Below are 14,851 nucleotides of genomic sequence, written 5' to 3'. Positions count from 1 at the left end.
AAAGTAATCTGAAAGTAACTTGACGCCGTCTAGATTGAGGAGAGATACGTGACTGCCTACCCGAAACTGATGCAGCCCCTGGACCTTGGCTTCACCACCCTGCGCAACCGTGCCCTCATGGGTTCCATGCATACCGGACTGGAAGAGGCGCCGGATGGCCACAAGCGCATGGCCGCGTTCTTTGCCGAGCGCGCTCGCGGCGGTGTGGGCCTGATAGTGACCGGGGGCTTCGGACCCAACAAGCGCGCGGCCACCCATGAACACACCAGGATGCTGTGGAGCGAGGAAGACTGCGCGGACCACCGTGTGATCACCGATGCCGTGCATGCGGAGGGCGGCAAGATCTGCATGCAGATACTGCATACGGGGCGCTACGCCTTCAATGAAAACCCGATTGCACCGTCGGCGATACAGGCGCCGATCAACGTGTTCAAACCCAAGGCTGCGAGCGAAGACGAAATCGAGCAGCAGATCGAGGATTTCGTGCGCACCTCGGTACTGGCGCAGAAAGCGGGTTACGACGGCGTGGAGATCATGGGATCGGAGGGCTACTTCCTCAACCAGTTCCTCGCCCGGCGCACCAACCAGCGCGATGACGAGTGGGGCGGCAGTTACGAGAACCGCATGCGCCTGCCGGTGGAAGTCGTGCGCAGGGTGCGCGCCGCCGTGGGCGAGGAATTCATTATCATTTATCGGCTGTCGATGCTCGACCTGGTGGAGGGCGGCAGCAACACTGAAGAAATTGTGCGGCTGGGCAAGGCCGTGGAGCAGGCCGGGGCCACCATTATCAATACCGGCATAGGCTGGCACGAGGCGCGCATTCCGACCATCGCCACCAAGGTACCACGGGCTGCCTTTACCTGGGTGACCCGGCGCTTCCGCGAGGAACTGAGCGTGCCGGTGGTGACCTCCAACCGTATCAATACCCCGGAAGTGGCGGAAGAAGTGTTGCAGCGCGGGGATGCCGACATGGTTTCCATGGCGCGGCCATTCCTGGCTGATGCCGATTTCGTAGCCAAGGCAGCAGCGGGCCGCGCCGATGAAATCAATACCTGCATCGGCTGTAACCAGGCCTGCCTCGACCATGTGTTTTCCGGCAAGATGACCAGTTGCCTGGTCAACCCGCGGGCCTGTCATGAAACCGAGCTGGTGATTGAGCCGACCAGCCAGCCAAAGCAACTCGCGGTAGTGGGTGCCGGCCCGGCGGGTCTGGCCTTTGCTACCACCGCAGCGCAGCGGGGCCACCACGTGACCCTGTTTGACGCGGCCAGTGAGATAGGCGGGCAGTTCAACATCGCCAAACTCATACCGGGCAAGGAAGAGTTCTATGAGACCCTGCGTTATTTCAAGCGCCAGATTGAATTGACCGGTGTGGAGTTGAAACTGGACACGCCCGTGGATGCGAACACCCTGCGCGAGGGCGGCTTCGATGAGGTGGTGCTGGCCACAGGCATCACACCGCGCACGCCCGATATCGAAGGTATCCAGCATCCCATGGTGCTCAGTTACCTGGATGTATTGCGTGACCACAAGCCGGTTGGCGAAAGCGTTGCCATCATTGGCGCCGGCGGTATTGGCTTCGACGTGGCCGAGTACCTCACCCACGGTGAGGCCTCGCCCGCTACCGATATCGCGCAGTTCATGCGCGAGTGGGGTGTGGATATGACCTTGCAGGCCCGCGGTGGCATCGAGGGCGTTGCCGCGGTTGTGGAGCCCTCACCGCGCCAGGTCAGTCTGCTGCAGCGCAAGGCCAGCAAGGTCGGCGGTGGTCTCGGCAAGACCACCGGCTGGATTCATCGCCTCGGCCTGGAAAAGAAAGGCGTCCAGATGATGCCGGGCTGCCAGTACGACCGCATTGATGATGCTGGCCTGCATATCACGGTCAATGGCGAGCAAAAGCTGTTGCCGGTGGATAACGTGGTGATCTGCGCGGGCCAGGATCCGCGCCGTGAACTGCTCGACGGGCTGGAAGGGGTGACCACACACCTGATTGGCGGCGCCGACGTGGCGGCGGAACTCGACGCTAAACGTGCTATCGACCAGGGCACGCGGCTGGCCGCTGCGCTCTGATTGGTTCGCCGCCATGCCCCGACGTGTCTCCGTGGCCGCCAAAGACAGGATATTTGCGTGCTGGCCGGCCGCCGCGCCGTCGGGATATCCCCTTCGATCGGAAAGCGCACTCACTCAGCAGATACCCCGAGGCCACGCCGGCCCCGGTCGGCTCCCCGGTGCCAGGCCGGATCGTCAGCGACGCGACAGCATATTCTGGTAGTGACGGGGTGGGGGCTTCTGGGGAGAAGCTGCTGCAATTTTTTGCATGCTTCGCCAAAGCGACTATGCTGTTAGCTAATCCCCATGCAAAATAAGTGTGTATTGAATCATGGCTCTGGCCCAGGCAATCATGACCTCTCTGCTGGATGCCGACCTCTCCGGGTCGGAATTAGCCCGCGACTTCGAGAAGTCCATGGGCTTTTTCTGGCAGGCATCGCACCAGCAGATTTACCAGGAACTGCGCAAGCTGTCGCAGAAAGGCTGGCTCAACAAGCGGGAAGTTAACCAGACAGGCAAACCCAACAAGATACTCTACGGCCTTACCCTCGCCGGCAGGAAAGCGTTGGCGGACTGGGTATACGGCCCCACCCGGGTGCAGCCCACCAAGGACGAGTTGCTGCTGAAGCTGTACAACCTGAGCGAGGAAAATGCCGAGCACCTGATTGGCGAGATCACCCAGAGGCGAGAGGAAGTGATGCAGCGCCTGTACCTTTACGAGACCATCCGCCGGCGCCACTACGCCGATCCGGCGGCTTTGCCAGTGCGCCACAAGGGCGTGTACCTGGCGCTGGAATCAGGCATACACCAGGGCGAGCAGTTCCTTGCCTGGTGTGACCAGGCCCTGGAGCTGCTGGCGACGGTTTAGGCGGGGGCGTTCAGGAAGTCCAGGGAATCCTCGCGCATGTCGCGCACGATCGGACAGTGTCTGGCGATGCTGAACAGCAGGCGGGGCAGGGCTGCCATATGGCTGCCCAGCACCGGTTTGCCACTGTTCAGAATGGCCACGGAAATATCGCGCTGCGGGTCTGCCCAGCAAAATACATTGGACAGACCCAGGTGCCCGTAGGCGTAGTGACTGTCTTTGCCGTAGATGCCCGCCGGGCTGCCGCCCAGCATGAATCCGGGGCTGTAGCGCATGGGCACTTTCAATGACGCGTCAATTTCCGCCTTGCCCGCCTCCTGTATGGCGCGGTGCACGGTCAGCGGCTGCATGATCTGCTGACCCTGCCAGCGGCCGTAGTCGAGCAGCATCTGGAAGAAGCGGCTGGACTCTTCTGCGGTGGCGTAAATATTGCCGGCCGGCAGTACCGCCTGCATGAATTGCTCGGTGTTGGTCAGCGGAATAACCTCATTGTAATCCAGGCCCAGGGCATTCTTGAGCACCGGCGCCAATGGGCCCAGCGGCAGGCCGGTAAAGCGATTTTCCGCGGCCCTGGGCATATCCCGTTTGGTCAGTCCGTAGCGGAAGTACCGCATGCCCATCGGCTTGCGAATATACCGGTCGAGATATTGCTGCGCCGTCAGGCCGGTGGTGCGACGAATCAGTTCATCGATGATAAAACCGCCGGTGATGGCGTGGTAGGCCGAGGTACGCCCGAGGTGGTCAATGGGGTCCGCGGCGCAGATCGCTGCAACGGCGGCCTCGCGATCAAACAGCAGTGATGTGTCTACCTCTTCACCGAGGCCCGGCACACCGGCGCGGTGCGCCAGCAACTGGTAGATGGTGATATAGCCCTTGCCGTTGGCCGCAAACTCCGGGATGTAATAGCTGACCGGGTCCAGCAGGTGAATTTTTCCCTGCTCTGCCAACAGGTGCACCAACATTGCGCTGACGGCCTTGGAGGCAGAGAACAGGCAGATCGGTGTATTCAGGTCGCCCACCACCGCGTCTTTGCTGCTGGCATCGCCGCTTTGATAACCGATGCTGCGATTGAGGACGATCTGGCCGCGACGCCGCACACACAGGCTGAACATGGGGTGCATGCCCTTGCGATACAGTTTGACGGCATCCTGCCAGATGGCGTCAACTTCCCGTTGCGACAGCTCGGCCAGCTCTGGCGAGACCTCGTTGCGCTCATCTACCCGGGTAATTTCATCGAGATCCGCGGGAAGCGGGGTGGCGTTGAATCGCGCCTGCACGCGCTGGCGAACAAATCGCAGGGTCATAGACAGATCTCCGTTGCTATCCCGCGTCTAGGGTAGGGGAAATGCCCCTTGCATAAAAGGATTATATTTAGCCTGCAGCGGCAGGGGATGCGGCGCCGTTTGCCTTGGCGCTACCCTGGGTGCGGTTGGCCAGCAGGGTGAACACGGCCAGGCTGAAGAAGCCCAAGGCCGGCATCAATTGCAGGGCGACGCGGTTGAGCGAAGTGAATTGCACGGCACCTACCGCGTTCTTGGTAAACAGGTAGAGCGCCAGGTAGAGCAGCAGTGCCGATACGACGACTGCAGCCACTGGCAGCGCAGCGCGTGCAAATAGCGGCACGGCGGCCAGGGCGGCGAGTGCGATATAGGCCAGCACATGCCAGTTAGCATGCACCAGGAAACTGAGGTAGATCGACAGCCAGCTGTCGGGGCGATAGCGAATCCGGGTCTCTGCCAGCGAGTGTCCGGCAATTTCCAGGTCTGCGGGCATCAGCCAGATTGCCAGCACCAGCAGTAGTGCCAACACGGCCAGTACCATCAGGCCCCGGCGTATGCCAACCAGTACCAGCAGGATGCCCGGGAACAGCGTCAGGAACCAGTAAAAGCCCTCGTTCTTGATCAGCATGCAACCAGCACCACAGAGCAGCGCCAGCAACAACTGGAAGGCGGAACGCTGCTGGCTCCAGTTATAGAGCGCGGCAACCGCGCCCAGATAGCAACATGCCATCAGTGCATCGGCGTAACCGGCCAGGGCAATGTGAATGTTCAGGTAGGGCATCGACAGCACCATGTAGGTTGCGCCGATGGCCACAGCCGCGCTCGCGCCGGCAAGTCTCGCCTGGCTGTAGAAGACCAGGCCGGTGGCCGCCCAGATCACCAGCCAGGGCAGGTTAACCAGGCTCTCATGCCAGCTGCCTAAGGCTGTTGCTGTCCACGCCTGCAGGAGTGGCGTGGCGATGGGGTAGTCGGGGTGCATGTTGGTGTAGACGCCGCTGCCGCCCAGCTCCAGCCACTGCTGCAGGCTGACATAGGGCGCCACGGCGCCCAGCTCAAAGAACACCCGGGCTTGCTTGGTCCAGTGCTGCTTGGCATCCCAGGAGGTAACCGGGCGTGTACCGAGTTCCAGACCGAGGCTCAGCAGCCGTGCCGCCAGCAGTGCCAGGCACAGGCCTATGAAGAGGTATTGCCAGCGGGACAGGGGCAGTTCCGCTCGCGGTTGTACAATGGCGGGCCCGGATCGCCAACTGGCTGGTGCTAAGAGCCCCGCGGCACACAGCAGTAGCGCAACTGCGCCGATACTGTACAGCGAGAAGGGCAGGCCGATAACGCTGAGCAGGCGCATGATCAGGGTGGTGGCCAGCATACCGAGCGCGGCACTGTAACCGGCCAGCAGCCAGTTGCGGGCGGGAGTCTCCAGGGGCACCAGTCGATGTAGCCAGATCCACGCCGGCGCGACGGTCAGTAGCAGTGCCAGCAATAGCTGCAGTGTGATCATTCCTTCACCTCCAGCAGCAGGCCGACATTGTCCACCAGGCGCTCATGCACAGCCACGTCTTCGCCGCTGGGCAGGCGAACGAGTCCCAGACCGCGGTTGTAGAGCAGACGGGAACCGCCGACGACAAGAATATAATCACCCTGCCGCAGGTAGCGCTTCTCCGGTAATTCAATGCCGCGCCGGTTCCAGTAGGTATTCAACGGCGACATATAGTACGCGGCGCGCATGCCGTCGCTGTCGGACAGGCTGGCGATGAATACGCGCGCGTCTTCCCGGTTGATCTGCTCAGCGGCGCGTGCGGCGAAGCGGGCGATCAACGCATCCTCTGAAACCAGCGGCTTGCGCTCGCTGTCCACGCCCGCGTAGCGATCCCGGGTCACTTCCAGTTGCTGCCAGAGACGCCACTGCCACAGGCCGTCCAGCACCAGCCAGCCGCAGAAAACCAGCAGTGCGATCACCGTCCACCGCGCCCGGCGACGGCGCAGCAGCAGGTAGCAGGCGAGGAGCAGCGCGATGCCCGCCGCAATTACCGGTGCGGGGAAGGGGCCCACGTTAAAGTCGCGGGTGCCGGTGTAGACGTTGATGTCGCGTGGAATCCACGGGCGGAAGACCAGCCAGCTGGCTACCGTATCAGATAATTTGTCGCTCCAGCGGGGCAGACTGATACGAATATCGCGCAGCGTGACCTCGGCATTTGGCGCTACCAGGAACCCGAACTGCAAATGTTCAACCCTGCCTTCCCAGCCCGCTACCGTGTTCAGTTCGATGAAGGGTGTGGGGTTGCCGTAATTGACGAAGCCGTGCTGCAGCAGTTGCCCGGCGCCCTCGGGTTGCCAGAGCAGGTAGATTTCTGCCGGCGGTTGTCCGCCGAAGCGAAAGCGCACGCGCTGGTTTGGATCGAGCTCGAGATTGGCGGCGGGCACTCGCAGCAGTACCTGCCCCTGTTCGTTGGCCAAAACGGTCAGGCCATCATCTGTGTTGACGATTTCACCCAGGTCCACGGTGAACCGGGTATAGGCGACGTCCTCAGCCTGGGCTGGCGAGAATGTACAGACAAACAACAGCGCCAGTAGCAAAGTGTGTGTGATTTGCGCTAGCAAGAAAGGGCTCCGCTGCCAGGTTTCCTGAGGTTATTTAGTTGCTTACGGGAGTGTTCAGTGGGCTGAGGATAACATGGTTGCGTGTCGAAATTGTAGCGGGAGCTAGAACTGGTAGCGCGCGATATCGATGTCGTGGGCGCCTGGCTCAAGGCTGCGGGCAATGGAAATCGGTTTATCCTGGTAGGGCGTCTGGGTATCCTGCAGGTCGACGATTTTCGGGCGTGGATAGGGCTTCTTTTTCCGGTCCAGCACCAGGATCACCTTGGGCAGCAGCCGGCGTTTACGGCTTTCGGCCACTACGATACCCACTTCGCCTGATGTCAGTTCGACGATAGTACCCGCCGGGTAGATGCCGATGGCCTGAATGAAGGCTTCGACCAACTCGGCCTGGAAGTGCTTGTCACGTTGCTCGTACAGGACCTTGATGGCATCTGCCGGCGCGCGCGCAGTGGCATAGGAACGATTGGAGGTGACAGCGTCGTAGGTGTCGACGATGCCGGCAATGCGCGCAAACGGCGGAATCTGGTCGCCTTTAAGTCCGCGCGGATAGCCACTGCCATCGTGGCGCTCGTGGTGAAAGCCCACCATGTCGAGTATGTCCTGGTTGATAATGCCGCTCTTTTTCACCAGGTGAACGCCGTGGGCAACGTGATGGCGCATCTCCCGGGTTTCCTCTTCCGTGAGTGCACGATTGGCACGCAGCAATTCCGGGTCGACCAGCAACTTGCCTACATCCATGAGCATGGCCCCGGTTGCCAGGGAGCGCAGGTCCCGTTTGTGCAGGCCGATCTGGCGGCCCAGGGCAACGGCCCAGATGGCCACACTGAGTGAGTGCTGGTAGCTGTATTCGTCGTGTTGTTTCAGTCGTCCGAGCCACAGGCAGGCGTCCGGGTTGCGGCTGATACTGCCGACGATCGGGTCGGCCGCGGTTTTCAGGCGGATGGCGTCGAGTTTGCCGCTCTCGGCAGCCTTGTCGAAGATATCGGTGATGTCATGCAGCAGGCTGTTCAGGGCGCGTGTAGCGCGGGGGTGCTCTTCTTTCCACTCGGCCTGGTCCGAGTAGACCTGCAGCGTGCGGCCCTTGAAAATTTCCGGCAGCGGCACGCGCGGGCGTTCGCCCTGGGCCCGGCGCTGGAGTTTGGCGCTCACATAGACGCACTTGTGGATATCTACCCACACGTACTCGCAATAGTCGCGCACACGCTCTATGTCGGAGTCCGATTGCAGCAGGAAACCCTGGGTCAGGAAAGGAGTGCCCAACCAGTCCCGGTCAAGCCCGCTGACAAACATTCCCTTGGTGAGGTCCGTAGTGGGGACCTTCACAGTCTGGAGCATATACCCGCCTGTAAAAAGTAATAGCCGCTCATAGCAAAAATACCCCATCGTGTGGGTGCTGTCTGAAAAAACTGCACTTTTTTACAATTTCCCGGACGGGGCGAATTTCATGCTTTCTGGCTTCCCTGGCCCGATGCGGCCGGACCTGGCGAGGCGTTACCTGGGGCAGGCGTCCTTGCCAGGGCAATGGTCAGCAGGCCACCGGCGATCACCAGGGCGCTGCCCAGTACGGACCAGAAGTCGGGGACCTGTCCCCACAACAGCCAGCCCCAGCCCGCGGCGAGTACGACGGCAAGATAATTTACCGGTGCGATAGCATGAGCCGGCGCCATGGCATAGGCGCGCGTGTAGAGCCGCAGCGTAAGGTAGATGGTGATGCCGATATACAGCATGGCCGCCCATTCCTGCCAGCGCAGGCCGCGGAAGTCGGCGACGCTGAACGGCGCCACGCACAGGAGCGAGAGCAGGAAGTAGTAGAAGAGGATGCGCGAGGCCGGTTCCGTGCGCGCCAGCCGGTGCGTCGCCACCATTGACACGGCGAGACACAAGGCGGAGATAAATCCGCCGGCATGCCACCAACTCAAGCCCGCTGGTGACGGTCTCAGGATCACCGCCACGCCGGCGAAGCCGATGACGAGGGGCAGCCAGGCGCTCGCTGCGATGCTTTCCCGGTTCCACAACCAGACCACCAGGGGCACACTCAGCGGGGCGCTCTGGCGGAGCAGCACGGCATCAACCATGGGGATATGTTCCAGTGCCGCGTAAAACAGGTAGAAGCCCAGTACGCCCGCGGCACCGCGAAACAGGTGCAGGCCCATGCGCTGGCTGCGCAGGTTGGCCAGCCCCGGGCGCAGGGTGATGCGCAGGCAAAGCAGCAGGCAGACGGCATATTGCACCGTGACGATAGCCTCGGTGCTGGCGCGGGCGGAGGCGAACTTGGTGGCTACGGCGGCGGTGCTGGCAATGATGACCATCAGCAGGGAGATATAGATTGCCTGCCGGGTGCGCTGCGCCTGTGTCATTCCCGGGGTTGGTAGCGCTCGGTGCGCGCATATTTCATCAGCTCACCGTTGCCGCGGTATTGCGTTGTCACACCGTTGATGGCGGCCAGCAGATCCGGCGACCAGGTGGTGTTTACACGCCCTGCGAAGCTGGCCAGCGACTCGCCCGGTTGCATGGTTGCCACACGCAAGCGCGAGCCACCGGTGCCGTTGCGCTCCTGGTCCGTCAGCGGTCGCATGCTCATTACCGCAGCGCGCAGGGCGCCCTGGAAATGTGCCAGCCCCATTCCCATGAACGTGAAGCTTTGTTGGGGTGTCTGCAGGAACACATAGAACAGGCTGATGGCTTCCTCACCCGAGGTGTCGTCATAGCGCACCAGGTGAGCCGGCCAGCCCTGGAGTGTGAAAGCACGGCTCACGTCTGGAGACAGGCCGGCGCGCTCGCGCATGCGCGTCACCAGGGCTGCTGCATAGCCCTCAGGCGAGAACTCTCCCGCGTTGGAGCCCAGTGCCAGGTAGGCGCCTTGCTCGGGTTCCATCGCACCCACGAAGCGGGGTGTATTGAGTGTTTCCCATGCGCTGGGGAAATCGACGGCAAAGTTCATGTCCGCGCTGAGAAAGCGCTGCCCGCGGAATACCCCCTGTTGGGGATTCTGCTGGCCCCACCACAGGCCGTCGAGGTAGCCGAGGAATTGTGTCCTGTCAGCCAGTGGCGGGGTTATTGTCGGCTGTAACTGACTGGCCAGGTTGTTGATGTCCGCCACCCGCTGCGGGGTGGTGGGGTGGCTGTCGAGGTAGTTTTTTTCGTGCTGCTCACCGGTCAACAGGAACACGCTGCGTTCAATGCCTTCCAGGGCGCTGGCCAGCGCCACCGGCTCATAGCCCGCCCTGGCGGCCAGCCGCATGCCGACCTGGTCTGCTTCACTCTCCTGGCCGCGCGAATAGGAAGAGAGATACACATTGCCGGCGAATTCAATTGGGCTGTTGATCATGTTGCCGAGGTCTTCGCTGACAACGCCTACCGCCCTCCCGGGCAGGGTCAGCAGCCCTGTACCAATGGCGCGGCCAGCCTGGCGCACGTGATGGCGCTGGGTGACGTGGCTGATTTCATGCGCCAGCACGCCCGCCAGCTCCGCCTCGCTATTGGTTTGTGCGAGCAAACCGCGGGAAACATAGATGTAGCCGCCGGGAGTGGCGAAGGCGTTGGGTTCGAACTGGTCGACAATGTCGAAGCGGAACTGGTAAGGCGTCTCCCCGAGGGCCTGCACCAGGCGCTGCCCGACGGTGTCGAGATAGCGCTGCAGGGCCGGGTCGTCGTAGAGACCAATCTGGTCTGCAACCTGTTGTGACATGGCGGCGCCGGCTTCCTGTTCCATCTCGGGTGACACCACCGAGGTGACGCAGGCGCTCAGCAGCAGTGCGCCGGCCGCCAGCGAAAGCCGTTTCATGCAGGTTTTTACGGGAAGTCGATGTGGCATGGCAGAGTTTCCTTTTGTGTTCAGAACTGGGGCGCTGGCTCAGCGCCCCATCAGCAGCTGGTTGTTGAGGAACGGCCAGCCAATTGCCAGGTACAGGGCATCGCGCGAGCCCTCGGAGCGACCATAGGCAATGTAGATGGGACCGACGGGCGTATCCAGCGCCAGGTAGAGACTGCCCGCATTGGCGAAATCGCTGGTGCTGACATCGGCGCGATCAGACCACACGTTCCCGCCCTCGATGGAGACGCCGACGTAGGTAGGCACGTCGATCGGCAGCACGCTGTTGGCCGTGAGGCGGCGCTGGTACTGGGCCATGGCAAATGCCATCTGGCGTCCGGAGAGCAGGTTGTGGCTCAGCCCCGACAGGTTAAACAGTCCGCCCAGCTGGTAGGCGTTCTGTGGCTCGTTGCTCGCATCGATGGATTGCCCGGTGCGAGCGGTCAGGATCAGCGTGTTGCGCTGGTCTGCACCCCAGCTGATGGCGCCCAGGGCGGAGGCGTGCCAGCGCTCGAAGTCGTTATCCGCCCCCACTTCATCGCGCATCAGCTGGTATTCGGCGTTGGCAAAACCGCCCTGGGTGGGGAAGAAGGGGTTGTCCAGTGAATCGTAGCGCAGGCCCAGCAACATGCCGCCCTCGTCGAAACGGGACTCGGGCAGGGACCCTCCCACTTCGATATCGGCGACATACTCACCGACATTGCGGAACAGCCCCATGCTGACCTGGCTGTTATCGAACAGGTTTGCGCCGGCGTTGAATTGCCCGGAAAAGCGGCGCACGCGCCAGCTGCCAAGAGTGGACTCGAAATCGAAATCCGGGTTGATATTGGTCACGTCGTAATCGTGATAGTGCAGCTGCGGCAGCAGGAAAAAACGTGACTGCAGGTCCAGAGGCATGTAGAACTCGCCGCCGAGAAGAATATTGTCGCCCACCTGCGCCCGCGCATACAGTTCGCCGCCCAGGTCGGTGACGCCCTCCCAGATGGCACTGGCGCCAATGTTGATCTCGCTGCCGCCCTCAAAATCACTGACCAGGTTGATGCCAAATTTGAGCTGGTCGTCGCCCCAGGTTTTGGCCTGCGCATTGATCTCCAGCACGCTCTCGCCACCCGGTTCGCCGACCACGTCATAGTCGATAATCTGCCAGTGGCCAAGGGTATAGATCTGAGCGATATCCTCGCGCAGCTGCTCCGTATCCAGCGGCTCGTCCACCTGCTGGCGCAGGCGCACGCGAATCAGATCGTCGCGCAACAAACTGTCGTTGTTGATGACGATGCGATCAATTACCGGCGTCGCCGGCGCCGGCCGGTCGCGGCTGGCCAGGTAGGACGCCCACTCTGCATTGTTCAGTGCCAGCGGGGCGAGCTGTTCCCGCAGCGCCATGGTGGCCTGGTAGCCGCGCTCGTAGATTTCCTGCGTCCGCTCGAAGTCGAGCATGCCGATACCAGTGAGATCGGGACTGATGAGAATGTCCTCGTCGGTGAGCGTGGCCAGTTGCTCGAGAGAATTCCTGCGGGTAAGGAAGCCCAGCATCTGGTCGGTTACGCCCAGTACGCTGTTGATTTCGTCGCGGCCGCGCAGGGGAGTGCCGATATCGACTACCAGGAGGCGGTCCGCACCCATGTCGCGTCCCACCTGCACCGGTATGTTCATGGCCAGGCCGCCGTCAACAAGTAACCTGCCATCGTGCTCCACCGGTGCCAGCAGCGCCGGCAGCGACATGCTTGCGCGCATGGCGGTGACGATATTGCCTTCGCTGAAGACATAGGCATCGCCGGTCTCGATGTCGGTGGCTACGGCCCGGTAGGGGGTAGGCAGTTCATCAAAGTTGCGCACATGTTCTGCTTCTAAGGTCAGCCGCTTGATGATCTGACGCACCTGCTGGCCCTGCACCAGGCCCAGAGGGATGGATATCTGTCCACCCTGGAATGACAGGCTGACGGAGGTGGGGTAATCGTAATCGTCGCTCTTGCGCCGCTGTGGCAGTTCGCTGCGATCCAGTGAATCGGCGAAGGCGTCTTCCCAGGCCATGTTGTCCACAACCTCTTTCAGCTGCGCACTGTCCATGCCGATGGCGTAAAGCCCGCCTACCAGTGCTCCCATGCTGGTGCCCGCCACCGCGTGGATGGGAACCTGCATCTCCTCGAGGGCGGTGATGGCGCCCACATGGGCGATGCCGCGCGCGCCGCCCCCCGCCAGCACCAGGTTGATTCTATCGCCGCTGGCGAAGGCGGGTGGCGGTGCGAGCGCAAGTGCCAGTACAAGGGAGAAAAGTCGCGAGATGCGTTGCATGTGAGGTTCCAGGGTTCAGCTCGGGCGATTATCCCAGCCGTGGGATGGCAGGTCTATCTCTGTTGTTGGCGGTTAGCCGGGCAGCGCGATGATGTGGTCGCTGAGGTGGCTTGCTGCCTCCCGTTTTTCTCGCTGCAGCAGGCGGGAAACGGGTGGAAAAGAAAAGCAGCACAGCATACCGGGAATCGTTCAAGTAAACACAGCGTTGATGCATAATGAGGGCACATGTATCAACAATACTTTGGCCTCAGCGAGGCCCCGTTCTCCATCGCCGTGAACCCGCGCTACCTGTTTATGAGTGCGCGGCATCGCGATGCCCTCGCGCACCTGTTGTACGGGGTCGGCGCGGGCGGTGGTTTTATCCTGCTCACCGGCGAGGTCGGCACCGGCAAAACCACGCTCAACCGCTGCCTGCTGGAACAGTTGCCGCACGATACCGACGTCGCCATTATTCTCAACCCGGCGCTGAATGCCATGGAACTGCTGGCCACGGTTTGTGATGAGTTGGGGGTGGCCTACAACACCGAACAGCACACCCTGAAGAGTCTCACAGATGCCCTGCACCGCTTCCTGCTGGATAACTATGAACAGGGGCGCAAGACAGTATTGATGATCGACGAGGCCCAGCACCTCGATTTCGATGTGCTGGAACAGATTCGCCTGTTGACCAACCTCGAAACCCACAGCGAGAAGCTGCTGCAGATCATACTGATCGGGCAGCCAGAGCTGGCGCAGATGCTGGCGCGGCCGGAACTGCGCCAGCTGAACCAGCGCATCACTGCGCGCTACAATCTCGAACCGCTCAACTTGGCGGAAACCGGCGCCTATATCCAGCATCGGCTGCAGGTGGCCGGCATGACCCCGGACCGACAGATTTTTCCGCCCGCGGTGGTGCGCGGTATCTACCGGCACACGCACGGCGTACCGCGCCTGATCAATGTGCTCTGCGATCGAATCCTGCTGGGCGCATACGGGCGCAACAAACAACGCGCCGACCGCGCCACCCTGCGTGATGCCGCCCGCGAGGTGCTGGGCGAGGACCGCCGGCGACATGCCGCGCGCTGGCCCTGGGCCCTGGCGGCCCTGGTCCTGATCGGCTGTGGCATCGCCTGGTGGGTGCTCGATCTGCAGCAGGAACCGACAGCCACGGCGATGCCTGAAGTCGTTGCCCCGGCACCCGCTCCGGCTGAGCAACCTGCTGCGGTGGCGACAGCCCCGGCGGCGGCTGCAAGCGCTGCGGTCACGGCGGAGCAGCCGGCCACGCTGGCTGGGGCAGAAGCGCCTGTTCCACAGGTAGCAGTGCCCGATGCCGATCCGGCGGGGATGGCCGCGACGCCGGCAACGCCGCTGGCATGGCTGCAACCGCCACAGCAGGCTCAGGCGCAGCTCTGGGCACTCTACAGCGACCTGCCCGTGCCGGCGGAACTGTGTGCCGACCCGGCCGGGCGAATTGCCTGTGTTGAAGGTGAAGCGGCTACCTGGGATGAACTGGCGGCCCTGTCCCAGCCGCTGCTGCTCGACATGGTGACGCCGGAGCGCTTTGCGGCGGCCACCCTGTTGCTGGGAATAGAGGGACGGCGCGCGTGGGTGGCCCTGGACGCCGGCGTCAGTGAAGTCGCGCTGGCGGACCTCGCGCCGCTCTGGACCGGCGGTTACCGCCACCTGTGGCAGGTCCCTGTCGGTTTTGAACGCCCGCTGGCGCAGGGTGATTCCGGCCCGGCGGTGGCTGCGGTCGCACTGTTGTTCGCGCAGCTCGACCAGCAGTCCAGGCCGTTGACCGATACCCGCTTCAATGCGGCACTGAAACAGCGGGTGATCCTGTTCCAGCGGGCCAATGGCCTCGAGGACGATGGTGTGGTGGGTGTGCAGACCTTGCTGAAACTGAATGCGGCGCTGGGGATAGACGTCAACGCCGAGCAGGCGCGCGCGCGATTTGCCCGGGCGGGGGAGGGCTGA

Annotated in this window: 10 protein-coding genes; 3 read left to right on the top strand and 7 right to left on the bottom strand. The window is 62.4% G+C overall.

Features of this window, described 5'->3' with window-relative positions; translation table 11 throughout:
• The first annotated feature begins 69 nt into the window (after positions 1 to 69).
• Complete coding sequence (locus F0M18_RS02290; RefSeq protein WP_149610100.1) at positions 70 to 2,070, top strand: NADPH-dependent 2,4-dienoyl-CoA reductase; 2,001 nt, start codon at positions 70 to 72, stop codon at positions 2,068 to 2,070.
• A gap of 310 nt (positions 2,071 to 2,380) precedes the next feature.
• Positions 2,381 to 2,917 (top strand): PadR family transcriptional regulator, encoded by a 537-nt coding sequence (locus F0M18_RS02285; protein WP_149609755.1) that lies wholly within the window; start codon positions 2,381 to 2,383, stop codon positions 2,915 to 2,917.
• Here the strand turns inward: F0M18_RS02285 and F0M18_RS02280 are convergent.
• The 7 genes from F0M18_RS02280 to F0M18_RS02250 form a co-directional block, all read right to left on the bottom strand.
• Positions 2,914 to 4,218: a serine hydrolase domain-containing protein gene (locus tag F0M18_RS02280; protein ID WP_149609754.1), complete on the bottom strand. Its 1,305-nt coding sequence runs from the start codon at positions 4,216 to 4,218 to the stop codon at positions 2,914 to 2,916. The genes F0M18_RS02285 and F0M18_RS02280 overlap by 4 nt on opposite strands.
• 67 nt (positions 4,219 to 4,285) lie before the next feature.
• Complete coding sequence (locus F0M18_RS02275) at positions 4,286 to 5,692, bottom strand: hypothetical protein (protein ID WP_149609753.1); 1,407 nt, start codon at positions 5,690 to 5,692, stop codon at positions 4,286 to 4,288.
• Positions 5,689 to 6,792: a hypothetical protein gene (locus F0M18_RS02270; RefSeq protein WP_149609752.1), complete on the bottom strand. Its 1,104-nt coding sequence runs from the start codon at positions 6,790 to 6,792 to the stop codon at positions 5,689 to 5,691. The genes F0M18_RS02275 and F0M18_RS02270 overlap by 4 nt, the downstream gene beginning before the upstream one ends.
• A 102-nt stretch (positions 6,793 to 6,894) precedes the next feature.
• On the bottom strand, positions 6,895 to 8,127 hold the full coding sequence (locus F0M18_RS02265; RefSeq protein WP_149609751.1) for an HD-GYP domain-containing protein: 1,233 nt from the start codon (positions 8,125 to 8,127) through the stop codon (positions 6,895 to 6,897).
• Positions 8,128 to 8,234: 107 nt separating this feature from the next.
• Entirely contained in the window at positions 8,235 to 9,149 is a 915-nt protein-coding gene (locus tag F0M18_RS02260; RefSeq protein WP_149609750.1) for a DMT family transporter, read from the bottom strand.
• Positions 9,146 to 10,606, bottom strand: coding sequence for a M48 family metalloprotease (locus F0M18_RS02255; protein WP_149609749.1), 1,461 nt, complete (start codon positions 10,604 to 10,606; stop codon positions 9,146 to 9,148). The genes F0M18_RS02260 and F0M18_RS02255 overlap by 4 nt, the downstream gene beginning before the upstream one ends.
• A gap of 39 nt (positions 10,607 to 10,645) precedes the next feature.
• Positions 10,646 to 12,895: a patatin-like phospholipase family protein gene (locus F0M18_RS02250; protein ID WP_149609748.1), complete on the bottom strand. Its 2,250-nt coding sequence runs from the start codon at positions 12,893 to 12,895 to the stop codon at positions 10,646 to 10,648.
• A 225-nt stretch (positions 12,896 to 13,120) separates the two neighbouring features.
• Here F0M18_RS02250 and F0M18_RS02245 point away from each other — a divergent pair, with 225 nt between their 5' ends.
• Positions 13,121 to 14,851, top strand: a complete 1,731-nt coding sequence (locus tag F0M18_RS02245) for an ExeA family protein (protein ID WP_149609747.1) — start codon at positions 13,121 to 13,123, stop codon at positions 14,849 to 14,851.

The sequence above is a fragment of the Pseudohalioglobus sediminis genome, from assembly GCF_008370495.1.
Classification (GTDB): Bacteria; Pseudomonadota; Gammaproteobacteria; order Pseudomonadales; family Halieaceae; genus Halioglobus.
The sequence above is the reverse complement of the archived record's forward strand: the minus strand, read 5'-3'. Positions and strand labels throughout refer to the sequence as shown.

Bases quoted from the DNA above. Each gene is read 5' to 3' on its own strand.
- F0M18_RS02255 (WP_149609749.1), bottom strand. From the start codon at position 10,606: ATGCCACATCGACTTCCCGTAAAAACCTGCATGAAACGGCTTTCGCTG.
- F0M18_RS02285 (WP_149609755.1), top strand. From the start codon at position 2,381: ATGGCTCTGGCCCAGGCAATCATGACCTCTCTGCTGGATGCCGACCTC.
- F0M18_RS02275 (WP_149609753.1), bottom strand. From the start codon at position 5,692: ATGATCACACTGCAGCTATTGCTGGCACTGCTACTGACCGTCGCGCCG.
- F0M18_RS02260 (WP_149609750.1), bottom strand. From the start codon at position 9,149: ATGACACAGGCGCAGCGCACCCGGCAGGCAATCTATATCTCCCTGCTG.
- F0M18_RS02265 (WP_149609751.1), bottom strand. From the start codon at position 8,127: ATGCTCCAGACTGTGAAGGTCCCCACTACGGACCTCACCAAGGGAATG.
- F0M18_RS02245 (WP_149609747.1), top strand. From the start codon at position 13,121: ATGTATCAACAATACTTTGGCCTCAGCGAGGCCCCGTTCTCCATCGCC.
- F0M18_RS02280 (WP_149609754.1), bottom strand. From the start codon at position 4,218: ATGACCCTGCGATTTGTTCGCCAGCGCGTGCAGGCGCGATTCAACGCC.
- F0M18_RS02290 (WP_149610100.1), top strand. From the start codon at position 70: ATGCAGCCCCTGGACCTTGGCTTCACCACCCTGCGCAACCGTGCCCTC.
- F0M18_RS02250 (WP_149609748.1), bottom strand. From the start codon at position 12,895: ATGCAACGCATCTCGCGACTTTTCTCCCTTGTACTGGCACTTGCGCTC.